This is a genomic window from Stutzerimonas sp. 21-1 (assembly GCF_056336065.1).
On record NZ_CM150500.1, the window covers coordinates 1,490,739 to 1,515,985 of the forward strand.

Here is a 25,247-nt window from a genome sequence, read left to right on the forward strand (position 1 = left end):
GACGCTCGGCTGCGGTGGTTGTGGCGCGGCTAGGTCTTATAATCGGCGGGTCTTTTTTCGGGGAGTCGGCATGTCTATCGATGAACAGCGTTTCGGCGGCATCGCCCGCTTGTATGGCCGCACCGGCCTCGAGCGACTGGCTGCTGCTCACGTCGCAGTGGTCGGCATCGGCGGAGTCGGCTCCTGGGTGGCCGAGGCGTTGGCGCGCAGCGGTGTCGGCGAGATCAGCCTGTTCGATCTGGACGATGTCTGCATCACCAATACCAACCGGCAGATCCAGGCCGTCGAGGGCGCCGTGGGCAAGCCCAAGGTGGACGAGATGGCCGCGCGTATCCACGCCATCAATCCGGCTTGCCGCGTGCATGCGGTGGCGGACTTCGTCACCCGCGAGACGATGGCCGAGTACATCACCGAAAACCTGGATTGCGTCATCGATTGCATCGACAGCGTGCCGGCCAAGGCAGCGCTGATCGCCTGGTGCAAGCGGCGCAAGATCCAGATCATCGCCACCGGTGGCGCAGGCGGGCAGGTGGACCCGACGCAGATTCAGGTCGCCGACCTGAACAAGACCTTCAACGACCCGCTGGCGGCCAAGGTGCGTTCCCTGCTGCGTCGCGAATACAACTTCTCGCGCACGCCGGGACGCAGCTACAGCGTGCCCTGCGTGTTCTCCACCGAGCAGCTGCGCTACCCCAAGCCCGATGGCGGCGTGTGCCAGAGCAAGAGCTTCGTCGGCGAAGGGGTCAAGCTCGACTGTGCCGGCGGTTTCGGCGCGGTGATGATGGTTACCGCCAGCTTCGGCATGGCTGCGGCGGCCAAGGCGATCGACAAGCTGGTCGCCGGCGCGCGGCGGCCTGCCGAGCGAAAGACGGCGGACTGAAGGCGCCCCTACGGCACTTCAAGAGGGCTGCCGACACTGCCGGAATGCTCTGGAATGCGCCTCGCAGGAAAGTTCCGGTGTCATAAAACCTTTATCTAACAGCCACTTGGCTGCAATAAGCCGTCGCCAAGATTCCCCCCAACACAAAGAGCCCATCTCGTGTGTTTCCGACGCTAAACATAAAGGGGAATTTTGGATGATCCGTAAGCACTTCGCCGGTTTCGCCGCCAGCGCCCTGGCTCTGGCCGTTTCCGCCCAGGCTTTCGCCGGTACCGTCACCACCGATGGCGCCGATATCGTTATCAAGACCAAGGGTGGCCTGGAAGTAGCCACAGCGGACAAGGAATTCAGCTTCAAGCTCGGCGGTCGCCTGCAGGCGGACTACAGCCAGTTCGACGGCTTCTACACCGAAGATGGTGACTCAGAAGATGCGACCTATTTCCGTCGGGCCTTTCTTGAGCTGTCAGGTACGGCCTACAAAGATTGGAAATACCTGCTCAGCTATGACTTCTCGCACAACGCCGGTGGTTCGAATAAGGACGACGACGGTTACTTCGATGAAGCATCGATCACCTACACCGGTTTCAATCCGGTTGCCATTCGCTTCGGTCGCTTCGACCCGATCTTCGGCCTGGAAAAAGCCACCAGCTCCAAGTGGGTTACCGCGCCGGAGCGTAACGCCGTTTACGATTTGATGGATTGGGCCAACAGCCATGATGGCGGTATGGGTATTGAAGTATCCGGTACCGTTGGCGATTCACTGTTCGGTGCCGCAACAGTTAGCGCTAAAGACAACAGTGATGACAGTGGGCAGACCACCAAGCAGTTCAATCTGCGTGGTGTATTTGCGCCCCTGCATGAAGCGGGCAATGTCCTGCATCTGGGCCTGAACTATGCGCAGCGCAATGCGGATGAGGAAGGCTACGACGGTCGCTTCCGCAGCCGTATGGGCATGCGCGGGATCGCCACAGATGGCGGTACCGAGGCTAAGAACGGTAACCGGGGCCAGTTCGGCGGCTATAACAATGCCGGACAGGGTGATTGGGATACGGACAGCGCTTGGGCTGTAGAGGGCGCTTGGGCGACTGGTCCGTTCTCCCTGCAGGGTGAGTACATGAGCAGAACCCTGGAAGCTGGCAATGCTGCCGAAGACGTCGAAGCCGATGGTTTCTATGTCCAGGCTGCTTATACCCTGACCGGCGAGGCGCGTGGCTACAAGCTCGGCAAGTTCGACGCCATCAAGCCGGAGAACAAGCAGACCGGCGCGTGGGAAGTGTTCTACCGCTATGACGATTTCACCGTCGAGGACGACAACGGCAATGGCGCGGTAGCAGGCGTGGTCGATTACGGCACCGGTCTGCGCGATGTCGGCGAAGTCGACGGCAAGACGCACAACCTGGGCGTCAACTGGTATGCCAATGAGGCAGTCAAGCTGAGCGCCACCTACGTCAAGGTCAAGACCGATGGCATCACCAACCAAGCTGGTGACGACGACGGCGACGGCTTCGTGATCCGCGGCCAGTACGTGTTCTAAAACATCACTTCATCCGTGATGCTCCCTTTGAGCCCCGCCCCAGGCGGGGCTTTTTTTCGTCTGCGCGACGGGCCAGACTGCCCGGCATGCCTATCCAAACCCTTTCCCGACTCGCCGACCTCAACCCCGCCAGCTGGGACGCCTTGCTGCCCTCGGCGCAACCGTTCGTGCGCCATGCCTTCCTCTCGGCGCTGGAGGATAGCGGCAGCGTCGGTGCCGGTACCGGCTGGCAGCCGGAGCATCGGCTGCTGCGCGATGCGCGTGGCGAACTGCTGGCGGCGCTGCCGCTGTACCGCAAGAGCCATTCCTACGGCGAATACGTGTTCGACTGGGCCTGGGCCGATGCCTGTCAGCGTGCCGGCATCGCCTACTATCCCAAGCTGCTCTGCGCGGTGCCCTTCAGTCCGGTGCATGGCGCGCGCCTGCTGGGTGATCTGTCGGCGCACGGCGCAACGCTCGACGAACTGACGGAAACACTGCCCAGCCTGGGCATTTCCGGGCTGCATCTGAACTTCACTGATGCGGCGGCCGATGCGGTGCTGAGCGGACGCGCCGGCTGGCTGGAGCGGATCGGCTGCCAGTTTCACTGGCACAACCGGGGTTATCGCGATTTCCAGGATTTCCTCGACGCGCTCGCCTCGCGCAAGCGCAAGCAGCTGCGCAAGGAGCGTGAGCAGGTGGCGCTTCAGGGCGTCGAATTCGACTGGCTGGGCGGCGACCAGCTCAGCGAGGCGCAGTGGGATTTCGTCTACGCGTGTTACGCCAACACCTACCACGTGCGCGGGCAGGCGCCGTACCTGACACGGACATTCTTCAGCCTGCTGGCCGAACGCATGCCGCAGGCCATTCGCGTGGTGCTGGCGCGCCAGCATGGGCGGCCGGTCGCGATGGCCTTCAGCCTCACCGATGGCGAGGTGTTATACGGCCGCTACTGGGGCTGTCTGGGGGAGTTCGATCGGCTGCATTTCGAGACCTGTTTCTACCAGGGCATCGAGCAGGCGATTGCCGCCGGCTGGCAGCGTTTCGATGCCGGCGCGCAGGGCGAGCACAAGCTGATTCGCGGCTTCGAGCCGCTAATCACGCGCTCCTGGCACTATCTGGCGCATCCCGGCTTGCGTGCCGCGGTGGCCGAATTCCTCACTCAGGAACGCACGGGTGTACAGGCCTATGCCGAGGCGGCGCGCCAGGCGTTGCCGTATCGGCAGGCTGACTGACGGCGCCCAGTAGGCACGCAGTGATACGCACGACGAGAAAAATCAGTGCGACGCGGCGCTGTTCTCTTCGTGAATACGCAGCATCTGCTCCAGTTCGCTACGCAGCAGCGGGTCGTCGCAGCCGGGCAGGTATTCACGCAGCTTGCGGATGACCCACTGCTGGCCGCGATCGACGAAGGGCAGGCGCTCGTCCAGCGATTCGATGGCCATCGCCTTGCCGTAGAAGGCGCCGGTGTCCCGGTTCGGCTCCAGACCCAGGTGCTTGAGGCAATTGAGCAGCAGCTTGCAACTGTCGATCTCGCCCTGGCGAATCTGCTCCAGCAGCTCGCGCTGCTGCGGATCGGTGGCTTGTTGCAGCGACTCTCCGACGACCTTGGCACCGGCACGCTCGGCGCTGAGCAGGTCCTGCAACAGCTGGGCCTGGCCTTCGGGGGTATTGAGGGGGCTTTGTGGGGCACTCATTACGCGATCTCCTGTAGCAGAGCATTGCGCGGATGGGCGCAGCGGCTCGGCCGCCGCGTCGTTGCCGCAAGCGAGATGACCGGCGAGGCCGGTCATCGGAGGGGTCAGAGCTTCTTGGCGCTGACGATCTTCACCGGGGTCAGCGGCACGTTCTGCATCATGCTGCGATTGCCGGTCGGTACCTGGGCGATCTGATCGACCACGTCCATGCCGCGCACCACCTTGCCGAACACGGCATAGCCGAAATCGCGCGTACCGTTGTCGAGGAAGTCATTGTCGCGGTGGTTGATGAAGAACTGGCTGGTCGCCGAGTTGACGTTCTGCGTACGCGCCATCGCGATGGTGCCACGCACGTTGTGCAGGCCGTTATCGGCCTCGTTCTTGATCGGCTCGCGGGTAGGCTTCTGGTTCAGCCCTTCGCCGAAGCCGCCGCCCTGGATCATGAAGCCGGGGATCACACGGTGGAACACGGTGTCGTCGTAGAAACCGCTTTCCACATAGCCGAGGAAGTTCTCGACGCTGATCGGCGCTTTCTCGGCGTCGAGTTCCAGCTCGATTTCACCCAGGCTCGTGGTGAGCAGGACGTGCGGATTTTCGGCGGCCAGCAGCTGGCCGGCGAGCAGCATGGAACAGGCGGCGAGGGCGAGGCGTTTGAGCATGGTGGTTTTCCTGATGGTGGCAATGACGGTCAGCCGCTGACGGCGGATTGCTCGCCATCGTACGTCCTGAACAGCTCGATGAGAATCCGTGTGGCGGGGCCGAGCGGCTTGTCGGGGTTGGTGTAGAGATAGAACAGCGGACGGCGGATGCCGCCCTGAATCAGCGGCAGCGGCACCAGAACACCCTCGGCCAGCTCGCGCAGGATCATGTGCCGCGGCAGCCAGGCGAAGCCCAGGCCGCTGCTGACGAACGCCACGGAGGTCGCCAGGCTGCCGACCGTCCAGCGCTGCTCGGCGCCCAGCCAGCCACTGTCGCGCGGCTGGCGTGCGCCGGTATCGCGCACCACCACCTGCATCTGGCTCTGCAGATCCTGCACGCTCAGTTTGCGGCCCAGTTGATGCAGCGGATGTTGTGCGTGCGCCACGGCAATGAATTCGACGGTGCTCAGTTCGGCGCCCAGGTAGCCGGTGATATCGAGCGCGCTGATCGCCAGATCGGCGGAGCCGTCCTTGAGCACGTCTTCGACGCCGGACAGCACTTCCTCGCGTAGACGCACCCGGCAGCCGCGGCTCTTGGGCATGAATTCAGTGAGCGTATGGATCAGCTTGGCGTTGGGATAGGCTGCGTCGACCACCAGTCGTACCTCGGCCTCCCAACCCTGCTCCATGTGGTGGGCGAGTTCTTCCAACTGGCTCGCTTGAGTCACCAGCTGTCGCGAGCGACGCAGCAGCACTTCGCCGGCTTCGGTGAGTGCTGCCTTGCGGCCTTCGATGCGTAGTAGCGGCACACCGAGCTGTTCCTGCATGCGCGCGACGGTATAACTGACGGACGATTGCGAACGGTGCAGCACTTCCGCCGCCTGGGCAAAGCCGCCGTGATCGATCACCGCCTGCAGGGTGCGCCATTGCTCCAGTGTCACGCGAGGCCCTTTCATTCCCTGGTCTTCCTGTGCCGTAGGTCTGTTACGCTGGCCGCCTTCTGTTGGAGACAGCCGAAATGAAACGACGTTGCTACCTGTTGCTGGCCTGGCTGCCGCTCACCGCGCTGGCGGCGACCTATCCGGTCGACCTCGATCAGCAGCTCAACGGGGCTGAGATCATGGCCTCCGCCGAAACCATCGACCGCGACATGGCCGGCCTGCAGCTGCATAACCACGGGCAGACTGTTGCACGCTGCACCGTGGTGTTTCGCAATGGACCGGAGGCGCCGCGAACCCGCCGCACCGAGATCCAGCCCGGCGAGCAGAAGATCCTGACCGCCAAGTTCAAGCGCGAGATTCTCCGCCTGCGCATCCAGCTCACCTGCGAGCCGCGCTGAGCGGCGCCGCTGCCTCAGTCGAAGACGTTGTCCAGAATCTCGTAGACGATGCCGGTGGCGATGGCGACCAGCACCACGTCACGGCCGACCTGACGCCACTCGTAGCCCGGGTAATAAGGCATATGGCTCAGCAGGCGGCCGTCCATCTTCCTGGCGATACCCGGGGGCAGCGGCTTGCCGCGCGCCAGGTTCTTCTCGATGCCCGGCGGCAGAGCACCGGCCGGCGCCAGCAGATCGCGGTGGCTGCGCAGGGTGATGCGTACATCGCCGAGATCGACCGAGGGGCCGTGGCGGCGATAGTCCTGGTCATAACGCGGTGCATGATTGTTGCCCTTGTCGCCACGGCCTGGCTTGCCGTCGTGTGGCGGCTGAGCCTGGACCGCAGGGATTCCGCCGAGCAGGGCGGTCAGTGTGACCACAACGCCGATACGCGTGTGCTTGAGCATGTTCGGTCCTCATGGAATTAAGCCGTGCACTCAGCTTAGCGTCAGTTGCGCTTGCAGAATATGCCGCGGTTACGTAATCGCGCCTTTGCCTGGCAGACGGGTTAACCTATGCCACCGTTCTTATCCGACATTTCCGAGGTAGCACCCTTGTTCGACCAATTCGCCCTGCACGAACGCCTGCTCAAGGCAGTCGCCGAACTCAAATTCGTCGAGCCGACCGCCGTGCAGGTCGCCGCTATCCCCCCGGCGCTGGAGGGCAAGGACCTGCGCGTGACGGCACAGACCGGCAGTGGCAAGACCGCTGCCTTCGTGCTGCCGATGCTCAACCGGCTGATCGGCGATGCGCAGCCGCGCGTCGATGTGCGTGCGCTGATCCTGCTGCCGACGCGCGAACTGGCGCAGCAGACGCTGAAGGAAGTCGAGCGCTTCTCGCAGTTCACCTTTATCAAGTCCGGGTTGATCACCGGCGGCGAGGATTTCAAGGTGCAGGCCGCGATGCTGCGCAAGGTGCCGGATGTCCTGATCGGCACGCCGGGACGGCTGATCGAGCACCTGAATGCCGGCACGCTGATCCTCAAGGACGTGGAAATTCTCATCCTCGACGAAGCCGATCGCATGCTCGACATGGGCTTCGCCGAAGACGTGCAGCGACTGGTCGGCGAGTGCGCCAAGCGCCAGCAGACCCTGCTGTTCTCCGCCACCAGCGGCGGTGCGAGCCTGCGCGAGATGGCCGCGCAGGTGCTGCGCGAGCCGTTGCACCTGCAGCTCAACCGCGTCAGCGAGCTGAACGAGGGCACGCGCCAGCAGATCATCACCGCCGACGACATCGCGCATAAAGAAAAGCTGGTGCACTGGCTGCTGGCCAACGAGACCTACCAGAAGGCCGTGGTGTTCACCAACACCCGCGCCCAGGCCGACCGCCTCTACGGGCATCTGGTTGCTGCCGGCACCAAGGTCTTCGTGCTGCACGGGGAGAAGGACCAGAAGGAGCGCAAGCTCGCCATCGAGCGCCTCAAGCAGGGCGGCGTCAAGGTGCTGGTCGCCACCGATGTGGCGGCGCGCGGGCTGGATATCGAAGGCATGGACCTGGTCATCAACTTCGACATGCCGCGCTCCGGCGACGAGTACGTCCACCGCATCGGCCGTACCGGGCGGGCCGGCGGCGAAGGTCTGGCCATCTCGCTGATCTGCCACAACGACTGGAACCTGATGTCCAGCATCGAGCGCTACCTCAAGCAGCGTTTCGAGCGCCGGGTGATCAAGGGCCTCAAAGGCACCTATCAAGGGCCGAAGAACCTCAAGGCCTCGGGCAAGGCCGCCGGCAGCAAGAAAAAGAAGCTCGAGAAGAAGAAAGGCAGCGCCGACAAGAAGGCCAAGCCGGCTGCCAAGCGGCCGAAGAACTCGCCGCGTCCGGCGCCGTCGCCGGTGGTCAGCCAGGACGGGCTGGCGCCGCTCAAGCGCAAGAAGCCGGCTGCCGAGTGACAGCCGGCGACCTCGCTCAATCCTTGGTCTGCACCTTCGATTCCGCCTGCTCGATCTGCTGCAGGCGCTTGTCGTAGGCCTGGCACTCGTCGCCCAGCTGGTCGGCGGTGCGCTTGGCCTGCATCTCGCGGATTTCCTCGTTGATCTCTTTGGCGCGCTGCGGGTCGCTGCGCGCCAGCTGGTTGACGCGCTCGGCCAGCTGTTCGGCCTTGGCCGTGACCTCATCCGGGGTGCAGGTGGCGTAGGCGCCCGGGCTGGCGAGCAGCGCGACGGCGAGCGGGACGATCAGATAGCGCATGGCGGTTCTCCTCGGTTCGGCGTTCTGCAACGGTGGATCGCCACGCGCACGCTTTAGTTCAGCGCCTGGCGTGAGGCGAACCCTCGTCGCGCCGGCTAGTCCCAACTGTAGACGCCTCGTTTTCCGCGGGGCGATGATCAGCCACGGGAGACGAGCCATGAGCTACAACTGGGACCTGCTGCTGCGCCTGCTGCACGAAGTCCGGCTGTCAGCCAACGACAGCTTCAAGCCGCGCCGCTACGCCGAGGACTACGCCGCCGAGCTGGAGAGCGTCGGGCGACCGCTTCCCAATCTCGACAGTCTGCGCGCTGAGGCGGCGGACTACGAACGGCTGCTGTTCGAGGGCGGCTTCATCGCCTCGCGGCCCGAGGAGGCTGGTGGCAACGGCGAAAACTTCGTGCTGACCGAACGCGGCTCGCGCCTGCTGGCGATCCTCGAAGGCCAGGAGCCGGGCAGCGATACGCTGCGCCAGCGCCTCAGCGAGCAGGGCGAGGGTGCGCTGGTGCCCGAACTGTTCGACCGCCTGGCCGCCGGCGGCCACTAGCTTCAGCGGCGGTGCCGCAGGCTGTCGGCGGCGAGCTCCAGTGCCTTGCGCATGTCCAGCCGGGCCGAGCGACCGACGTCGCGGTTGTCCAGCTGGTAGTTGCGTTCGGATGGCAGGATCGGTGCGGTCAGGTCGTCCGCTTCGGCGGCCTCGAAGTCAGCGCCGATGGTCATCGCGCTGCGGCGTAACAGCTCGCGCAACTGCTCGGGTTGCAGGCGCGGGTTGATCGACAGCATCGCCGCCACCGCGCCGGCCACCAGCGGCGTGGCGTAGGAGGTACCGCAATGCACCTCACCCGGCTCGCCATCGTATGTCGCGGCGCGAATGCAGGCGGCGGCGGTGATGTCGACGCGCATGTCGACGTTGGAGGACTGGCGTTTTTCCACCGAGCGCGGGTCCTCGACCGGCAGGCCGCGCTGTTCGCTGAGCTGATGGCCGCCGACCACCAGCAGCTGCTCGGTGATGAACGAGGAGGGCAGGCGGTAATCGTCGTGCCCGGAACGGGCCGAGCCGTTGCCCGCCGAATTGATGACCACCACGTCGGGATGCTCGCGGCGCAGCCAGAGGAAGAACTCCTCCAGCAATTCCTCGTAACCACTCATGGCGATGCCCGAGCGCAGCAATGAGTCCACCGGCTCGCCTTCGACGTTCAGTGTGCCGATGCGGTGGATACCCCAGCTCCAGTTGAGGATGCGCGCGCCGTCCTGCACCAGGTTCACCGAGGCGGCGATGTTGGCGGTAATACCGGCGTCGGAGTTGCGCTCGACGATCACCTCGAAGCCGGGCCCGGTTTCGTCCAGCGCACTGAGAAAACCGCTGTCGTGCGCCTCGCCACGCGCCGCGAGAATGCCGGCGACGCTGCTGCCGTGGCCGTCGGGCTGGCGGGCGTCGCGGGCGTAGAGGCAGGTGCGGCCCGCCGTCGGGTCGCAGGGCTGCAGGTAACCGGCGAAGCCCGGCGCATCGAAATCCACGTTGCGCTCGATCACGCCGATGCGGATCGGCTCGGCTTCGCCGGGTGTCGCACGCGGCGGCAGATGCCGGCGATAGAAGTCCACCGCATCGAGGAAACGGTTGGCCGCCCACTCGGGGTTCTGCCGGCGCGCGCGGCCCGGCTCGGCTTCGCCGCTCTCGGCGCCGGATTCCTCGATCACCACGGCATCGACGCCAACCTCGCTGCCCAGGCGCAGCAGCATGGCATCGCGCTCGGTCAGGTTCGCCACCGGCAGGCGCAGCTGGTAGGTGTTGAGCGGCGCGATGGCGCCGACGACCTTCGCGCCGAACTTCTCGGCCAAACGTTGCGCGGTGGCGAGCCCGTCCTGATCTTCCTCGATGATCAGGCTCGCCAGATCGACGTAGGTGGTCAGCCCGTCCATGTTTTCGGCGACTTCCTTGGCGCTGGCGGCGAGCACCTGGCTGCGCCCGCGCGACAGCCACACCGGATTGCTACGCCGACCCTCGCGTTCCAGCCATAGCGGCGCGCTGGCCTGCCCGGCTGGCAGGGTCAGGCGCAGGCGTGCGCCATCGCGTTCGAGCTGATCGGCACGCAGCGGCTGGCCGGCGAGCAGCACCCGCACATCCCCGTCGAGCGGGTCACTGGCCTGCAGGCACCAGCTCGATGGTCCTTCGGCAAGCAGATCGCCGCAGCGCTGCAACTGGGTGATGCGCAGCTCCGGCTGCGCGGCGGGCAGCGTCGCGCTGGCACACAGGCCAAGCAGGCCGAGGCAGAGGCCGCTGAGACGGGGCGTGAACAGCATGTTCAGCGGCGCTGCAGGTAGTGCACGCTGAACAGCTCGCGCGGGTCGGTCCACTGCGCGCGGCAGTCGAAGCCGGCGCCATCGGCCAGCGCGGCGAAGGAGTGCAGCGTGTATTTGTAGGAGTTTTCCGTGTGCAGGCTTTCGCCGGCGTCGAAATGGAAGCACCGGCCCTCGACGATCACATCCTGCGCCTGGCGGCTGACCAGATGCATCTCGATGCGCGACTCGGCCTCGTTGAAAAAGGCGTGGTGGGCGAAGCGCGACGGGTCGATGTCGCTGTCCAGCTCGTTGCCGATGCGCTGCAGCAGGTTCAGGTTGAAGGCGGCGGTGACTTGGGCGCGGTCGTTATAGGCCGCTTCCAGCAGTTCGCGCGGCTTGACCAGATCGACGCCGATGAGCAGTCCGCCGCCGACCGGCAGCACTTCGTGCAGGTGACGCAGCAAGGCCGCGGCTTCCTCCGGGGTGAAGTTGCCGATGCTCGAACCGGGAAAGAACACCAGCGGATGCTCGCTGGCGAAGTCCTCGGGCAGCGCCAGTTCGTGGGAGAAATCGGTGCAGGCGGCGTGCACCTCCAGCCACGGGTAGTCGGCGGCCAGGCGCTGGGTGCTGCTGCGCAGGAAGTCCTCGCTGATATCGATGCCCAGATAACTGGCCGGATGCAGCGCTTCGAGCAGCAGGCGCACCTTGCGGCTGGCGCCGCTGCCCAGCTCGATCAGATCGCTGCGCGGACCGGCGATCTCGCGGATATCGCCCGCCGCGTCGGCCAGGATGCGCTCCTCGGTACGGGTGAGGTAGTACTCCGGCTGCTGGCAGATCTGCTCGAACAGCTCGGAGCCGCGCCGATCGTAGAAGAACTTGGGCGACACCCGTTTCGGCGTGGCGGCGAACCCGCGCAGGGTTTCCTCGCGCAGCGAGGCCGCATGCGGTTGTTGCAGTCGGTCATGGAAATGAATGGCCAGCGCCATCTTCAGAGCCCCCTGGCCAGGCGCAGCCCGGCGAACTGCCAGCGCATCGCCGGCTGGAAGAAATTGCGGTAGGTGATCCGCAGGTGCGATTGCGGCGTGGCGCAGCAACCGCCGCGCAATACCATCTGGCCGGACATGAACTTGCCGTTGTACTCGCCGAGGCTGCCGGGCAGCGGGCGAAAACCCGGATAGGGCAGGTAGGCGCTGGCCGTCCATTCCCAGACGTCACCGAACAGCTGCTGCGGGCCGTCATGGCTGCTGGATGCAGCGACCGGCTGCAGGTGGTCGCTCTCGAGAAAGTTGCCCGTCAGCGGCTGGTCGGCCGCAGCGACTTCCCACTCCGCCTCGCTCGGCAGCCGGGCGCCGGCCCAGCGGGCATAGGCGTCGGCCTCGTAATAGCTGACATGGCAGACCGGCGCGTGCGGGTCCAGCGGGCGCAGTCCGCCGAGGGTCATCTCCAGCCAGGCGTCCTCGGCGCGCAGCCAGTACAGCGGCGCGTGCCAGCCGGCCTGCTGGATCAAATCCCAGCCATCGGACAGCCAAAGTTCCGGGCGCGCATAGCCGCCGTCGGCGATAAATGACAGGTACTCGGTGTTGCTCACCGGCCGCTCGGCGAGCTGGAAGTCCTCGACGAACTGGCGATGCCGTGGCGTTTCGCAATCGAAGGCGAAGCCGCCGCCGGCGTGGCCGATGTGCTGCACGCCGCCGGCATGCTCGTGCCAGCGCGGCCGCTGCGGCGGGGTGCTGGGTGGCGGTTGCAGGTCGTCGCGATAGACCGGGTGCAGCGGGTTCTGCGCGAGGATGTGCTTGATGTCCATCAGCAGCAGCTCCTGGTGCTGCTGCTCGTGCTGCAGGCCGAGTTCGACGCGCCGGGCGATCTCGCCGGCCTGCGCGGGCGGCAGGGCAATCAGCAGCTCGCCCATCGCCTGGTCGACATGCCGGCGGTAGCGGTAGATCTCGTCGACCCCCGGGCGCGACAGCACGCCGCGCGAGGCGCGCGGAAATGGCGTGCCGTGGGTCTGGTAGTAGGAGTTGAACAGGTAGTCGTAGGCGTCGTTCAGGCGCTGATAGCCCGGCAGGTAGGGCAGCAGCAGGAAGGTCTCGAAGAACCAGCTGACATGCGCCAGATGCCATTTCGGCGGGCTGACGGCAGGCATGCTCTGGATCACGTAATCCTCGACCTGCAGCGGCGCGCAGAGCGCCTCGCTGGTGTCGCGCACCTGCCGGTAGCGGTCGAGCAGACCGCCTGGCTGCGACGCTGCCGGATGCGCCCGCGCCTGTCCTGCCAGATTGATCATGAGCGTTCCCCCTGCCGTTCGTGCGGTCGCGGCCGCCTCCAGATAGCGACTCGAAGCGCAGCGCAAAAGTTCGCGCGCAGGCCGCCCCGTTTGAGAAAAGCAGGAGATCGCCCGTTGCGAAAGCCGGGGCGCTCAGTAGTTCGGCGTGGTTTCCGGGATGGCGCTGTCATCGGTGATGAAGGGCATTGTCCAGGGCTCCAAGGTGCAGCCCTTGGCGAGCAGTTCCTGGCGGGTCTGCTCGATCACCTGGGCCATGCGTAGAGGATCGGCGTAGTCGCGCACCTGCGCCACGCGCACCAGCTCCGCGCCGCTGCCACTCATCACGGTGAAGCCGAAGCTGTCGTCAGCGGGGTTGGCGCTGGTCACACAGCCGCAGGGCAGGAAGGCTTCGGCGGCCAGTTGCATGGCGTTGTCGAGGCTGAGCGGGGTGGTGGTCATGGCGGGCTCCGTGGCGTGGCGATGTCAGAAGGTTGACCGCCATATCGCGATGCCGTTTCCGCGCCGCCGACCGGCTGTCGCTTGTGCCGCATCCTGCGCGGCAGCATATTCGAGCGCATGAACACCTCGCGCACCGATCTGCTGAGCCTTTTCCATCCCGCTGTGGCGGGCTGGTTCGCCCGCAACTTTCCGGCACCGACGCCGGCCCAGGCCGCGGCCTGGCCGTTGATCCACGCGGGACGCTCGACGCTGGTGGCCGCGCCGACCGGCTCGGGCAAGACGCTGACCGCGTTTCTCGCTGCCATCGACGCGCTGGTGCGCCAGGGCCTGGCCGACGACGGGCTGGCCGATGGCACGCAGGTGCTCTACGTCTCGCCGCTCAAGGCGCTGTCCAATGACATCCATATCAACCTGGAGCTACCGCTGGCCGGCATCGCCGCCGAGCTGGAGCGCCTCGGCCTGCCGCCGGTGGCCATTCGCACCGCTGTGCGCACCGGCGACACGCCGCAGGCCGAGCGCGCGGCGCTGCGCAAGCGGGTGCCGCACATTCTGGTCACCACGCCGGAATCGCTCTACGTGCTGCTGGGTTCGGAGTCCGGGCGGCAGATGCTGCGCGACGTGCGCAGCGTGATCGTCGACGAGATCCATGCGATTGCCGGCAACAAGCGCGGCAGCCACTTGGCGCTGTCGCTGGAGCGCCTGGAGGCGCTGTGCGGGCGGCCGCTGGTGCGCGTCGGGCTGTCGGCGACGCAGAAGCCGATCGAGGCCGTGGCGCGCTTTCTGGCTGGAACCGGACGGCCGTGCGAAATCGTCGATATCGGCCACGGCCGTGCGCGCGATCTGGCGCTGGAAGTGCCGCCGGTGCCGCTGGAAGCGGTGATGAGCAACGACGCCTGGGCGCTGGTCTATGACCGCCTCGCGGCGCTGGCCGGTGAGCATCGCACCACGCTGGTGTTCGTCAACACGCGGCGCATGGCCGAGCGCACCACCCGGCATCTGGCCGAGCGGTTGGGCAGCGCCGTGGTTGCCGCGCACCACGGCAGTCTGGCGCGCGAGCAGCGGCTGACGGCCGAGCAGAAGCTCAAGCGCGGCGACCTGCGGGTGCTGGTCGCCACCGCCTCGCTGGAGCTGGGCATCGATATCGGCGACGTGGAACTGGTCTGCCAGCTCGGTTCGCCACGCTCGATCGCCGCCTTTCTGCAGCGCGTCGGTCGCGCCGGGCATCAGGTCGCGGGGATCTCCAAGGGGCGGCTGTTTCCCAGCTCGCGCGATGACCTGATCGAATGTGCCGCGCTGCTTGATGCCGTGCGCCGCGGCGAGCTGGACGTGCTGCGCATTCCGCAGGCGCCGCTGGATGTGCTGGCCCAGCAGATCGTCGCCGAAGTGGCCTGTGGCGAATGGCCGGAGGCGGCGCTGCTGGCGCTGATCCGCCGTGCCATGCCCTATGCCGCGCTGGACGAGGCCGGCTACCAGGCGTTGCTGACGATGCTCGCCGAGGGCTACACGACCCGCCACGGCGCCCGCGGCGCCTACCTGCATCGCGACCTGGCGACGCACAGCCTGCGCGCCCGTCGCGGCGGCCGGCTGGTCGCGTTGACCTCCGGCGGCACCATCGCCGACAACGCCGACTACGCGGTGCTGCTCGAACCCCAGGGCCTGAACATCGGCACGGTGAACGAGGATTTCGCCGTGGAGAGCCTGGCCGGCGACGTGTTCCAGCTTGGCAACACCTCCTATCGCATCCTCAAGATCGAGCCGGGGCGGGTGCGCGTCGAGGACGCCCAGGGCACACCGCCGAACATTCCGTTCTGGCTCGGCGAGGCGCCGGGCCGCAGCGACGAGCTGTCCTTCGCCGTGGCGCGTCTGCGCGAGGAGATCGACCAGCGCCTGGCCGCGGCCGAGCAGGCCGGTGATGCGCGCCTGGAGCCGGCCATCGCCTGGCTGCTGGATGTGCTCGGTCTCACCGAGCCGGCGGCGCGGCAGATCGTCGAATACCTGGCCCGCGCGCGCTCTGCGCTGGGCGCGCTGCCGACCCAGCGGCGGCTGATCATGGAGCGTTTCTTCGACGAATCCGGCGGCACCCAGCTGGTCATTCATTCGCCCTACGGCAGCCGTATCAACCGTGCCTGGGGGCTGGCGCTGCGCAAGCGCTTCTGCCGCACCTTCAACTTCGAGCTGCAGGCGGCGGCGACCGAGGATGCGATTATCCTGTCGCTGTCGACCAGCCACAGCTTTGCGCTGGATGAGGTCTGGCGTTACCTGCATTCGGCCAGCGCCGAGCAGGTGCTGATCCAGGCGCTGCTCGACGCGCCGCTGTTCGGCGTGCGCTGGCGCTGGATCGCCACCACCGCGCTGGCGCTGCCGCGCATGGCAGGCGGGCGCAAGGTGGCGCCGCAGCTGCAGCGGATGAAAAGCGAAGACCTGCTGGCCACGGTGTTTCCCGATCAGGTGGCCTGCCTGGAGAACATCGTCGGTGAACGGGAGATTCCCGAGCACCCGCTGGTGCGCCAGACCCTCGACGACTGCCTGCACGAGGCGATGGACAGCGAAGGCTGGCTGGCCTTGCTGCGGCGCATGGAAAGCGGCGAGGTCGAGCTGCTGGCGCGCGACCTGCCGGCGCCGTCGCCGCTGGCGATGGAGGTGCTTGGCGCGCGTCCCTACGCCTTTCTCGATGACGCCCCGCTGGAGGAGCGCCGCACCCAGGCGGTGCTCGCTCGGCGCTGGAGCGACCCGCAATCGGCCGATGACCTTGGCGCGTTGGACCCGCTGGCGATTGCCGCCGTCAGCGAGGAAGCCTGGCCCGAGGCGCGCTCGGCCGACGAGATGCACGAGGCGCTGATGGCGCTGGGCTGCATCGCCGAAACCGAGGCCGCCACGCAGTCGCAATGGCCCGACTGGCTCGCCGAGCTGGCGCGCGGCGGCCGGGCGACGCGCCTGCAGGTCGCCCATGATCGCGCGCTGTGGGTGGCGCTGGAGCGGCTGGCATGGCTGCGCGCGATCTACCCGCAGGCGCCGTGCGAGCCCAGGCTGCAGCCGCCGGCCGGGTACGACCGCGAGCTGGCGGAAGAGGATGCGCTGGTGGAGCTGATCCGCGCGCGGCTGAGCGGCTTCGGCCCGCTGCCGGTGCCGCTGATCGCCCGGCCGCTGGCCTTGCCGGCCTCGGCCGTGGCGCAGGCGCTGACCCGCCTGGAAGCCCAGGGCTACGTGCTGCGCGGCCGCTTCACCCCGGCGGCGGGCGAGGATGAGTGGTGCGAGCGGCATCTGCTGGCGCGCATCCATCGCTACACGGTCAAGCGTCTGCGTCGCGAGATCGAGCCGGTGGAACGCGCCGATTTCATGCGCTTTCTCGCCGACTGGCAGCACCTGTCCGCCGCCACGCGCATGCAGGGGCGCGACGCGCTGGACACCCTGGTCGAGCAGCTCGAAGGCTTCCAGGCGGCTGCGGGCGCATGGGAAAGCGATCTGCTGCCAGCGCGCCTGCAGGACTACGGCGGCCACTGGCTGGACGAGCTGTGCCGCTCCGGGCGCATCGTCTGGACGCGGCTGGCCGGGCGTCCGAAGGCCGGCGGCGGGCCGGTGCGCGGCACGCCCATCGTGCTGCTGCCGCGGCGCCAGCTCGCGGTCTGGCAGGCGCTGGCCAGCGGCGCGCCGCTGGCGCAGCTGTCGTCGCGGGCACAGCGGGTGCTCGATTGTTTGCAGACGCTCGGTGCGCTGTTCTTCGACGAGCTGCAGCACGAGGCACACCTGCTGCGCAGCGAATTGGAGGATGCGCTTGGCGAACTGGCGGCGGCGGGGCAGGTGAACGCCGACAGCTTCGCCGGCCTGCGCGCGTTGCTGACGCCGGCCAGCAAGCGTGCGCGCACCACGCGGCGCAGCCGCGGCGGTGCCTTCATCGGCGGCATGGCGGATGCTGGTCGCTGGGCGCTGGTGCGCAGGCCGGCGGCAGCCGAGGCGCTGGCGGACAGTCGATCCGCGGTCGATGGCGAGGCGCTGGAGCATATCGCCCGGGTACTGCTGCGCCGCTACGGTGTGGTGTTCTGGCGGTTGCTGGCGCGCGAGGCAGACTGGCTGCCGCCCTGGCGCGAGCTGCTGCGGGTGTATCACCGGCTGGAGGCGCGTGGCGAGATTCGCGGCGGGCGCTTCGTCGCGGGCGTGGCCGGCGAACAGTTCGCGCTGCCGGACGCGCTCGGTCTGCTGCGCGAAGTGCGCAAGCGCCCGCCCTCCGGCGAGCTGCTGGCGGTATCGGCGGTCGATCCGCTGAACCAGCTGGGTACGCTGTTGCCGGGCAACAAGGTGCCGGCGTTGCCGGGCAACCGCATTCTCTACCGCGACGGCGTGCCGCTGGCGGCGCTGGTGGCAGGCAAGCCGCAGTGGCTGGTCGAGCTGCAGGCGCCGGAGCAGGAGCTGGTCAGGCGCGCGCTGGCGCGGCGCTAGCCGGTAAGCATTCCAGGCCGGCGAGGTCCTGGCGCATCTGCTGCAAGCGCTGGACAAGGTGCTCGCGCTGGCGCGCGTCGGCCATGCCGTGCAGGTCGGCCAGCAGAGCCAGCGCGGCCCGTTCGGCGTGCTGCAGTGCGGCACGGTCGGCGTCACCGAGCAGCGCTTCGCGGTCCTGCAGCAGCCGGGCGATGCGCGCCGCGAAATCGGCCCGATCGCGCTGGCGTACGGTGTCGAGCAGCTCGCGCTGCCATTGTTCGCGGTTGTTCAGCCAGCGTGCGTTCTGCTCGCCCAGGCTGTGCGACCAGGCCAGCACGCGCTGGCGCTGCGCCGCATCGAGCGGGCCGAGCCAGTGTTCGAGACGTTCGCCCATGCGCTCGGCACGTTCGCGAATCTGCTGGGGCAACGGCGGCGCCAGGTATTGCTCGCGGTGTTCGCGCCGATCCGCCTCCAGCGCCTGCGCCAGCTCGCGCACCTGCGTGTCGTCCAGTGCGCGCAGCAGTTCGGTGGCGGTGGGGGTGATCTCTACCGCAATGGCCTGGATCGCCTGGCGGATGTCCCGGTAGTACGGCTGCAGCTGGTCGCCGTCCAGCCTGCGGTGGGTGCTGTCGTGTTGCAGACGCTGCAGGTCGTCGAGCAGGTCCGGTAGCTGGCTGCGGCAATGCCAGGCCAGATGCGTCCTGATCCGCTCGCGAAGCCGGTCTTGCTGTGCGCGGTTCAGGTCGAGGTAGTCGTTGAGCGACCACGGCACCAGCACGTCGAGGTTGCGATAGACCAGCGTCGCGCGGCTGCAGCCGACCAGTACAACGCTGCAGAACAGTAGCGACAACAGTACCCGGCAGGTGCAGTGCATCGTCGGTCCTCGTCTGTTCGTCTTCTGCGCGCGCCTGGGCTGGGCTTTCGTCGGGCGACAGGTGAGAACCCGCCGCGCACGCGGTCACTTCTAGCGTAGGCCGCGTCCCAGGGCGCGGTGGCGATTCATTCAATCAACGCGGGAGAAATATCATGCGCGCACAGATCAAGCACCTGAGCGGTGAGGATGTTCCCAAGGCATGGCGCCCGACCTGGGCGGTGTGCTGGGTCGTGGAGCTGGATGGCGCGGTGATCGGCGGGCCTTACGCCAGCGAAGCGCAGGCCCGTGCGGTGGCCAACGGCGACGAGGAGCCGCGCCTGTCGCAGACGCCGGCACCCTGACTGGCGTTCAGCGTGGCTGTTGCGCCTGCTCCAGGCAGTACTGCGGGCAGGGCGCGCGATACTCGGCGGCTGGCGGCGGCGGTTCGACCAGTTGCGACACCAGCGCCAGGGCCTTCTCGAAGGACGGATAGCCGCTCTGGGCGACGTCGAGCTGCGCGTAGGCTTCGCGGTAGGCGTCCGCCTTGGCGATGTCGCGCTCCTCGATCAGATAGGGCTCCATGTAAATCTTGTAGAGCAGGGCGACCGCGTGCGGATGGCCCTTGTCCTTGGCCTTCTCCAGCAGGTGCAGCACCTCGGAGGGTTCCGGGCCGAGGCGGATCATCAACAGCGCCTGGTAGAACTCGGTTTCGCCGCGTCGATCCTGTGGCGCGCTGCGGTCGAGCAGCGCATCGGCCAGCTCGTAGCCTTCCTCGTCTCCGGAGGCGATCAGGATCTTCGCCTGCAGCAGGTCGTTCTGGTACAGCAGGCGTTCCGCCCGGCAGCGGCTGTCGCTCCAGGGCTGGTCGCACGATTGTGAAGCGCAGCCGCCGAGCAACATCAGCAGCGCAATCGCCAGCGCATGTCTCATTGTGAACTCGCTCTCCTTTTGAGGTTCGCCAGTATGGGCCGTGCGCACCGCGCTTCGCCAGAGTCGTTTGCGCTCAGTAGGTGGTGCAGGGGGCGTTCATCCGCTGCAGCCCGTAGCGGCGCAACAGGCCCTGCCAGCGGGCGCTGTGCGGCAGATCGGTGATCAGCTGCTGGATGAACTGGGTCGCGGCCGGGTTAAGACTGGAGGTGATGAGGATGTGGCGCTCGAAGGTGTAGAGCGGCACATCCGATACGTGCAGGCGTGCCGGCGGTATCTCGGTGGCTTCGTAGAAGTAGCGCGCCGAGCGCGGCAGCAGCGCGACGTCGATGCGCCCGGAGAGCAGCTTGTGCAGGTTCTGCAGATCGGAATGCACGTCCTCGCGACGAATCCGGCCTTTGTCGATGTCGTCCTGCAGGGTCTGGTAGTAATGCCCGAGCACGCCGCCGAGGCGTTGGCCATACAGCGATTCGGGGCCTTCGTAGTCGAACGGACGGCTCGCTGGCGAAACGAAGTCCTGGGTGTCGCAGAGCAGCGGCGACGTCCAGCGCGCGCGGGCCACCAGCTTGGACGGAAAGAATGTGGGCGTGGCCCACAGCAGCACACCGGGGCGGTTTTCGGCGAGTCGGGCATCGAGCCGCCGGCGTGGCAGCTGGCTCAGCACGAAAAAATAGCGGGCGTGGTTGGACGGGTGCTCGTTGAGCAGCGCTACCAGCGCTTCCGAGAGGCCCGTACTCTGCTCGTTGGCGAACGGCGGTGACGTGTGATAGGTCCAGACCTCGATCCGCTCGGTCGCCTGGGCACTCAACGAACAGAGAATCAGCAGCGCAAGCAGTCTGAACATCGATGATCCGCCGGAGGGAAACGAATCCGCCGCGACGGATTCGGTGGCAATGCTGTCGTCGGACAGCGCTCCGCTTGGACTGGTTCAGCCGGCGGATGCTGCAAGCGAGCGTACGGGTTGCCAGCGCTTCTGGTAAAGCCAGCCGCCGAACGGTGGGCTCAGAAGCGCTCGTGTTCGCCGAGGAAGCGCCACTGGCCCAGCGGCAGCTTGGCCATCGACAGCCGGCCGATGCGAATGCGCTTGTAGCCGAGCACGCGCAGGCCGATGGCCTCGCAGAGCATGCGCAACTCGCCGGGTTGCGGTTGTTTGACGGCCACGCGCAGGTGGGTTTCGTTCTGCCAGCTGGCCTTGGCTTTGGGCAGAATTCGGCCGCGATGGCCGATGCCTTTGCCGAGCAGTGCCAGGCCGTCCGCTTCCGGTTCGCCGCTGACCTCAACGATGAATTCCTGCTCCAGCTTGCTGCGCGCATCGCTCAGCAGGCGGATCACTTCGCGTTGCTGGCTGAACACCAGCAGCCCGCTGGCTTCGTCCTCGAGCGGCAGCAGCACGTTCTGGCGCAGCAGGTGGCGTTGCAGCGGGGCGGTGGTGCTCGGGTCTTCGGCCCAGTGGCCGGCGGCCGAGAGCAATTGCAGGGCGGCCGCGGCATCGGTCGGCACGGACGCGCCAGCCGGCTTGTGCAGCAGCAGCGTGACCGGGGCAATCTCGCTCGCGGTGGCGCCCGGCAGCAGGGTCAGTCGCTGCGCTGGCTGGACCTTGAAGAACGGCGCCTGCACCACCTGGTCGTCCACCGTCACCCAGCCGCCTTCGATATACAGCTCGGCTTCGCGCCGGGAGCAGCCGAGCTGGTCGGCGAGGCGTTTGGACAGGCGTACGGGGTCGGTCATGATGGGCTCGGAAGGGGGTAAAAAACGCGGCGAGCCGCTGCGCGGATGGCAGGGCTCGCCGAGGGGCGTTTCAGCGGGAGGAGCCGATCACTTCTTGCTGATGGTGATCTGACGCGACGGCCCTTGGGTCTGGCCGCTGACTCCGTTGGGAATCTGTTGGATTTCACCGCCGGCCTTGAGGAAGGCGGCCATCTGGTCGGCCAGGGACTGGCTGGTTTCGAAAGCGGGTTCGGGCTTGCGCTTGGCAGCGGCTTTGGTGGCCATGATCACTTTTCCGTATATCAGTCGAACCGGGCATTATACAGATTCTGTTGACTTTTGTTCACTTTTCCGCTGAGCAGTCGTGCGGAGGTGTTGGGTGCGCGTCCGCTGGCTTTGTTCTTTACTGAGGCGGTCGTCGGCTCGAACTGTGGAGAAACTCATGTCGCATCCCCTCATTGCCGTTGTGTTTGTCGCCCTGTTTGCTTCGGCCCCGGTTATCGCCGCCGAGCCACAACGGTACCGCAGCGAACTCGGTCAGCTGCGGCTGGAAGAGGTGGCGGCGGGGCTGGAAAACCCTTGGGCGCTGGCGTTCCTGCCCGATGGCGAGCACCTGCTGGTGACCGAACGACCCGGCCGGTTGCGCCTGGTGGGGCTGGACGGCTCGCGCTCAGCGCCGCTGGCTGGCGTGCCGGAGGTGTTCGCCAGTGGCCAGGGCGGATTGCTCGATGTGGCGCTGTCGCCGACGTTCCAGAGTGACCGGCTGGTGTATCTCAGCTATGCGGAGGCTGGCGAAAACGGCCGGGCCGGCACCACGGTCGGGCGCGGGCGGTTGAGCGAAGATCGCACGCGGCTGGAGGATTTTCAGGTGATCTTCCGCCAGCAACCCAAGCTGTCGACGGGCGTGCACTTCGGTTCGCGGTTGGTGTTCGACCGCGACGGCTATCTGTTCATCGCGCTCGGCGAGAACAACCAGCGGCCCACCGCGCAGGAACTGGACAAGCTGCAGGGCAAGCTGGTGCGGCTTTATCCCGATGGCCGCGTGCCGGAGGACAACCCCTTCGTCGATCGCAAGGGCGCGCGGCCGGAAATCTGGTCCTATGGCCACCGCAACCAGCAGGGTGCTGCGCTGAACCCCTGGAGCGGGCAGCTCTGGACTCACGAGCACGGCCCGCGCGGCGGCGACGAAATCAACATTCCCCAGCCCGGGAAAAACTACGGCTGGCCGCTGGCCACGCACGGCATCAACTACAGCCTGCTGCCGATTCCCGAGGCGAAGGGCACGACCGTGGAAGGCACCGAGCCACCGCTGTACGTCTGGAAGAAGTCGCCCGCCATCAGTGGCATGGCCTTCTACGATGCCGAGCGCTTCCCCGCCTGGAAGCACAACCTGTTCATCGGCTCACTGTCGGCGCAGACCCTGATCCGCCTGCAGCTCGACGGCGACCGTATCGTCCACGAGGAGCGCTTGCTGGAGTCGATGGGCGAGCGTATCCGCGACGTCCGTCTCGGACCGGATGGCTATCTGTATCTGCTGACCGACGACAGCGATGGCCGGTTGCTGCGGCTGGGGCTGGAAGGGGAGTGAATTTCCTGCCGTCCAGGGAGCGATTGCGCCACATGTCGGTCCACTGACCAGGGCCGCCATGGCGGCAGCGTGCGCAGTCCACTGGACAGGAGGCAGCAGTGGCGGTCGTCATCAGCGGTGTATTCGGCATTCTTCTCGGGCTCGCACTCATCATCGGCGGCGTACGGCTGTTCGATCTCGGCGGCACCTGGTACTTCGCCGCGGTCGGCGCGGGATTCCTGCTGGTGGGCATTCTGCTGCTCATGCGTCGGCGCGCGGCGCTGTGGCTCTATGCGCTGTTGATGCTCGCGGCGCTCGGTTGGGCGCTGTACGAGGTCGGGCTGGACTGGTGGCAGCTGGCGCCGCGCGGCAGCCTCATCGCGCCGTTCGGCCTGTGGCTGCTGATGCCCTGGATCGTTCAGCGCCTGAGCTGGCAGCACTTCGGCCTGCGCGCCTGGGGCGGCGCGGCGCTGCCGCTGCTGCTGGCCGTCGTGCTCTGGGGCACGACGGCGGTACTGGCCCTTGGGCGCGACGTGAACGACGTCAAGGGCATGCTGCCGCCGCCGCTGGCCGAGGCGCCGGCAACCGGGCCGGGCGAAGTACCCGACGGCGACTGGCACGCCTACGGCCGCACCCAGTTGGGCCAGCGTTATTCGCCGCTGGCGCAGATCACCCCGCAGAACGTCGAGCGCCTCGAGCCGGTCTGGCACTACCACACCGGTGACCTGCGCCGGCCCAGCGACCCCGACGAGACCACCTACGAAGTCACGCCGCTGAAGATCGACGATTCGCTCTACCTCTGCACGCCGCACAACCTCGTCATCGCGCTCGACGCCGAAACCGGCGAGGAGCGCTGGCGCTTCGATCCGCAGGTGCCCGACTCCAGCAATCGCCAGCACCTGACGTGCCGGGGGCTGTCCTACCACGTCGAGCGCCAGGCGCCGGACGAGCAGCAATGCCGCCAGCGGCTGTTCATGCCGACCGCCGATGCCCGCCTGCTGGCGCTGGATGCGAAGACCGGCAAGCTCTGCCCCGGGTTCGGTGAGGGCGGTCAGGTAAACCTCTGGGCCAACATGCCCAACGTCAAGGAAGGCTTCTATTACTCGACCTCGCCGCCGGTGGTCGCGCGTGGGCTGGTCATCATCGGCGGGGCGGTGAACGACAACGTGCGCCGCCACGAACCGTCCGGGGTGATCCGCGCCTACGATGTGCGCAGCGGCGAGCTGCGCTGGAACTTCGACCCCGGCAACCCGGAGCGGACCGAGCCCATCGCCCCTGGCCAGACCTACAGCCAGAGCACACCGAACAGCTGGAGCATCTCCAGCGCGGACGAGGCGCTGGGGCTGGTTTACGTGCCGTTCGGCAATCAGGTGCCCGATCAGTGGGGCGGCCGGCGCAGCGAGAACAGCGAGCGCTTTTCGTCCTCGGTGGCGGCGCTCGAGATCGAGACCGGGCGTCTGCGCTGGGTGTTCCAGACGGTACATCACGACCTCTGGGACATGGACGTGCCGGCGCAGCCGAGCCTGGTCGACATCCAGACCGAGGCCGGGCCAGTGCCGGCGCTGGTGGCCCCAACCAAGCAGGGCGACATCTATGTCCTGGACCGCCGCACCGGCGAGCCGATTCTGCCGGTGCGCGAGGAGCCGGCGCCGCAGGGCGCGGCCGAGGGCGACTGGACGGCCGCGACGCAGCCGGTGTCGGCGCTGTCCTACCAGCCGCCGAAACTGACCGGCAAGGACCTTTGGGGCGTGACGCTGATCGACCAGATGCTCTGCCACATCCAGTTCCATTCGCTGCGCTACGAGGGACGTTACACGCCGCCGTCGACCCAGGGCACGCTGGTCTATCCGGGCAACTTCGGCGTGTTCAACTGGGGCGGGGTGGCGGTCGATCCGGTCCGGCAGCTGGTCTTCAGCGCGCCCGCCTACCTGGCGTTCACCTCGACGCTGGTGCCGCGTGCCGACGACAGCAGCACGCTGGTGTCCGACAAGCCGCCTTACCTCAACGAGAATTTCGGCTCGCCGTTCGCCGTCGAGCTCAAGCCGTTTGTCTCACCGCTCGGTCTGCCCTGCAGCGCGCCGCCGTGGGGCTACGTCGCCGGCGCGGACCTGCGCACCGGCAAGACCCACTGGTTGCGGACCAACGGCACCGTGCGCGATCGCGCGCCGCTGCCGTTGCCGTTCAAGATGGGCGTGCCGAGCCTCGGCGGGCCGATGCTGACCGCTGGCGGCGTGGCCTTTCTCAGCGGCACGCTGGACTACTACCTGCGCGCCTACGACAGCACCTCCGGGCGCGAACTGTGGAAAGCCCGCCTGCCGGCTGGTGGACAGGCGACGCCGATGACCTACCGCAGCCCCTCGGGACGGCAGATGGTCGTGGTGGTCGCCGGCGGCCACGGCTCACTGGGGACCGATGCCGGGGATTCAGTGATCGCCTACGCATTGCCGCGTTAACCGCGCGGCGCTGCTAGAATCGCGCCTTTGTACAC

General features: G+C 67.1%; 24 protein-coding genes. 10 read left to right on the forward strand and 14 right to left on the reverse strand.

Annotated elements, in window-relative coordinates; all coding sequences use genetic code 11:
* Window positions 1-70: 70 nt before the first annotated feature.
* The 3 genes from tcdA to AC0ZJQ_RS07425 all read left to right on the forward strand — a co-directional run bounded on the left by tcdA (window position 71) and on the right by AC0ZJQ_RS07425 (window position 3,628).
* A complete protein-coding gene (gene tcdA, locus AC0ZJQ_RS07415; RefSeq protein ID WP_314020263.1) occupies window positions 71-880 on the forward strand; it encodes a tRNA cyclic N6-threonylcarbamoyladenosine(37) synthase TcdA in 810 nt (269 codons plus the stop codon).
* 196 nt (window positions 881-1,076) lie between these two features.
* Entirely contained in the window at window positions 1,077-2,414 is a 1,338-nt protein-coding gene (locus AC0ZJQ_RS07420; protein WP_476477604.1) for an OprO/OprP family phosphate-selective porin, read from the forward strand.
* Between the two features lie 86 nt (window positions 2,415-2,500).
* Entirely contained in the window at window positions 2,501-3,628 is a 1,128-nt protein-coding gene (locus AC0ZJQ_RS07425; RefSeq protein ID WP_301620194.1) for a GNAT family N-acetyltransferase, read from the forward strand.
* A gap of 42 nt (window positions 3,629-3,670) precedes the next feature.
* On the opposite strand, the gene AC0ZJQ_RS07430 is transcribed toward AC0ZJQ_RS07425, so the two are convergent.
* The 3 genes from AC0ZJQ_RS07430 to AC0ZJQ_RS07440 all read right to left on the reverse strand — a co-directional run bounded on the left by AC0ZJQ_RS07430 (window position 3,671) and on the right by AC0ZJQ_RS07440 (window position 5,684).
* On the reverse strand, window positions 3,671-4,090 hold the full coding sequence (locus AC0ZJQ_RS07430) for a DUF6306 domain-containing protein (protein ID WP_476477605.1): 420 nt from the start codon (window positions 4,088-4,090) through the stop codon (window positions 3,671-3,673).
* A 104-nt stretch (window positions 4,091-4,194) separates the two neighbouring features.
* Window positions 4,195-4,749 carry a peptidylprolyl isomerase gene (locus tag AC0ZJQ_RS07435; protein WP_476477606.1) on the reverse strand — a complete coding sequence of 185 codons (555 nt, stop codon included), beginning with the start codon at window positions 4,747-4,749 and terminating at the stop codon, window positions 4,195-4,197.
* Window positions 4,750-4,778: 29 nt separating this feature from the next.
* A complete protein-coding gene (locus tag AC0ZJQ_RS07440; protein WP_008570087.1) occupies window positions 4,779-5,684 on the reverse strand; it encodes a LysR family transcriptional regulator in 906 nt (301 codons plus the stop codon).
* A 62-nt stretch (window positions 5,685-5,746) separates the two neighbouring features.
* Between AC0ZJQ_RS07440 and AC0ZJQ_RS07445 the strand changes: the two genes are divergently transcribed.
* Window positions 5,747-6,067 carry a hypothetical protein gene (locus tag AC0ZJQ_RS07445; protein ID WP_008570086.1) on the forward strand — a complete coding sequence of 107 codons (321 nt, stop codon included), beginning with the start codon at window positions 5,747-5,749 and terminating at the stop codon, window positions 6,065-6,067.
* A 14-nt stretch (window positions 6,068-6,081) separates the two neighbouring features.
* On the opposite strand, the gene AC0ZJQ_RS07450 is transcribed toward AC0ZJQ_RS07445, so the two are convergent.
* Complete coding sequence (locus tag AC0ZJQ_RS07450; protein WP_008570085.1) at window positions 6,082-6,513, reverse strand: anti-virulence regulator CigR family protein; 432 nt, start codon at window positions 6,511-6,513, stop codon at window positions 6,082-6,084.
* 147 nt (window positions 6,514-6,660) lie between these two features.
* Between AC0ZJQ_RS07450 and AC0ZJQ_RS07455 the strand changes: the two genes are divergently transcribed.
* Window positions 6,661-7,995 (forward strand): DEAD/DEAH box helicase, encoded by a 1,335-nt coding sequence (locus AC0ZJQ_RS07455; protein ID WP_008570083.1) that lies wholly within the window; start codon window positions 6,661-6,663, stop codon window positions 7,993-7,995.
* A 16-nt stretch (window positions 7,996-8,011) separates the two neighbouring features.
* On the opposite strand, the gene AC0ZJQ_RS07460 is transcribed toward AC0ZJQ_RS07455, so the two are convergent.
* On the reverse strand, window positions 8,012-8,293 hold the full coding sequence (locus AC0ZJQ_RS07460) for a hypothetical protein (protein ID WP_476477607.1): 282 nt from the start codon (window positions 8,291-8,293) through the stop codon (window positions 8,012-8,014).
* Between the two features lie 157 nt (window positions 8,294-8,450).
* Here AC0ZJQ_RS07460 and AC0ZJQ_RS07465 point away from each other — a divergent pair, with 157 nt between their 5' ends.
* Entirely contained in the window at window positions 8,451-8,837 is a 387-nt protein-coding gene (locus tag AC0ZJQ_RS07465) for a transcriptional regulator (protein ID WP_476477608.1), read from the forward strand.
* 2 nt (window positions 8,838-8,839) lie between these two features.
* On the opposite strand, the gene AC0ZJQ_RS07470 is transcribed toward AC0ZJQ_RS07465, so the two are convergent.
* The 4 genes from AC0ZJQ_RS07470 to AC0ZJQ_RS07485 form a co-directional block, all read right to left on the reverse strand.
* Window positions 8,840-10,591 (reverse strand): S8/S53 family peptidase, encoded by a 1,752-nt coding sequence (locus AC0ZJQ_RS07470; RefSeq protein ID WP_476477609.1) that lies wholly within the window; start codon window positions 10,589-10,591, stop codon window positions 8,840-8,842.
* 2 nt (window positions 10,592-10,593) lie between these two features.
* Window positions 10,594-11,556 (reverse strand): L-histidine N(alpha)-methyltransferase, encoded by a 963-nt coding sequence (gene egtD, locus AC0ZJQ_RS07475; protein ID WP_476477610.1) that lies wholly within the window; start codon window positions 11,554-11,556, stop codon window positions 10,594-10,596.
* A 2-nt stretch (window positions 11,557-11,558) separates the two neighbouring features.
* The gene (gene egtB, locus AC0ZJQ_RS07480) at window positions 11,559-12,854 is read right to left on the reverse strand and encodes an ergothioneine biosynthesis protein EgtB (RefSeq protein ID WP_476477611.1); all 1,296 of its coding nucleotides are present in this window, start codon (window positions 12,852-12,854) and stop codon (window positions 11,559-11,561) included.
* Between the two features lie 132 nt (window positions 12,855-12,986).
* Window positions 12,987-13,292: a hypothetical protein gene (locus AC0ZJQ_RS07485; protein ID WP_476477612.1), complete on the reverse strand. Its 306-nt coding sequence runs from the start codon at window positions 13,290-13,292 to the stop codon at window positions 12,987-12,989.
* A gap of 117 nt (window positions 13,293-13,409) precedes the next feature.
* Here AC0ZJQ_RS07485 and AC0ZJQ_RS07490 point away from each other — a divergent pair, with 117 nt between their 5' ends.
* Entirely contained in the window at window positions 13,410-17,726 is a 4,317-nt protein-coding gene (locus tag AC0ZJQ_RS07490; protein ID WP_476477613.1) for a DEAD/DEAH box helicase, read from the forward strand.
* On the opposite strand, the gene AC0ZJQ_RS07495 is transcribed toward AC0ZJQ_RS07490, so the two are convergent.
* Window positions 17,701-18,579, reverse strand: coding sequence for a DUF6279 family lipoprotein (locus tag AC0ZJQ_RS07495; RefSeq protein ID WP_476477614.1), 879 nt, complete (start codon window positions 18,577-18,579; stop codon window positions 17,701-17,703). The genes AC0ZJQ_RS07490 and AC0ZJQ_RS07495 overlap by 26 nt on opposite strands.
* A gap of 152 nt (window positions 18,580-18,731) precedes the next feature.
* On the opposite strand from AC0ZJQ_RS07495, the gene AC0ZJQ_RS07500 reads away from it, so the two are divergent.
* Window positions 18,732-18,920: a hypothetical protein gene (locus AC0ZJQ_RS07500; RefSeq protein WP_314020267.1), complete on the forward strand. Its 189-nt coding sequence runs from the start codon at window positions 18,732-18,734 to the stop codon at window positions 18,918-18,920.
* 7 nt (window positions 18,921-18,927) lie between these two features.
* On the opposite strand, the gene AC0ZJQ_RS07505 is transcribed toward AC0ZJQ_RS07500, so the two are convergent.
* The 4 genes from AC0ZJQ_RS07505 to AC0ZJQ_RS07520 all read right to left on the reverse strand — a co-directional run bounded on the left by AC0ZJQ_RS07505 (window position 18,928) and on the right by AC0ZJQ_RS07520 (window position 21,477).
* Window positions 18,928-19,488 (reverse strand): hypothetical protein, encoded by a 561-nt coding sequence (locus AC0ZJQ_RS07505; protein WP_003289485.1) that lies wholly within the window; start codon window positions 19,486-19,488, stop codon window positions 18,928-18,930.
* A 73-nt stretch (window positions 19,489-19,561) separates the two neighbouring features.
* Window positions 19,562-20,329 carry a substrate-binding periplasmic protein gene (locus AC0ZJQ_RS07510; RefSeq protein ID WP_155552846.1) on the reverse strand — a complete coding sequence of 256 codons (768 nt, stop codon included), beginning with the start codon at window positions 20,327-20,329 and terminating at the stop codon, window positions 19,562-19,564.
* A 158-nt stretch (window positions 20,330-20,487) separates the two neighbouring features.
* Window positions 20,488-21,213, reverse strand: coding sequence for an RNA pseudouridine synthase (locus AC0ZJQ_RS07515; RefSeq protein WP_155552848.1), 726 nt, complete (start codon window positions 21,211-21,213; stop codon window positions 20,488-20,490).
* Between the two features lie 87 nt (window positions 21,214-21,300).
* Entirely contained in the window at window positions 21,301-21,477 is a 177-nt protein-coding gene (locus tag AC0ZJQ_RS07520; RefSeq protein ID WP_008570070.1) for a hypothetical protein, read from the reverse strand.
* Window positions 21,478-21,634: 157 nt separating this feature from the next.
* Between AC0ZJQ_RS07520 and AC0ZJQ_RS07525 the strand changes: the two genes are divergently transcribed.
* Both AC0ZJQ_RS07525 and AC0ZJQ_RS07530 read left to right on the forward strand, forming a co-directional pair.
* A complete protein-coding gene (locus AC0ZJQ_RS07525; RefSeq protein ID WP_155552850.1) occupies window positions 21,635-22,780 on the forward strand; it encodes a PQQ-dependent sugar dehydrogenase in 1,146 nt (381 codons plus the stop codon).
* Between the two features lie 98 nt (window positions 22,781-22,878).
* A complete protein-coding gene (locus AC0ZJQ_RS07530; RefSeq protein ID WP_314020269.1) occupies window positions 22,879-25,212 on the forward strand; it encodes a membrane-bound PQQ-dependent dehydrogenase, glucose/quinate/shikimate family in 2,334 nt (777 codons plus the stop codon).
* The last annotated feature ends 35 nt before the right edge of the window (window positions 25,213-25,247 follow it).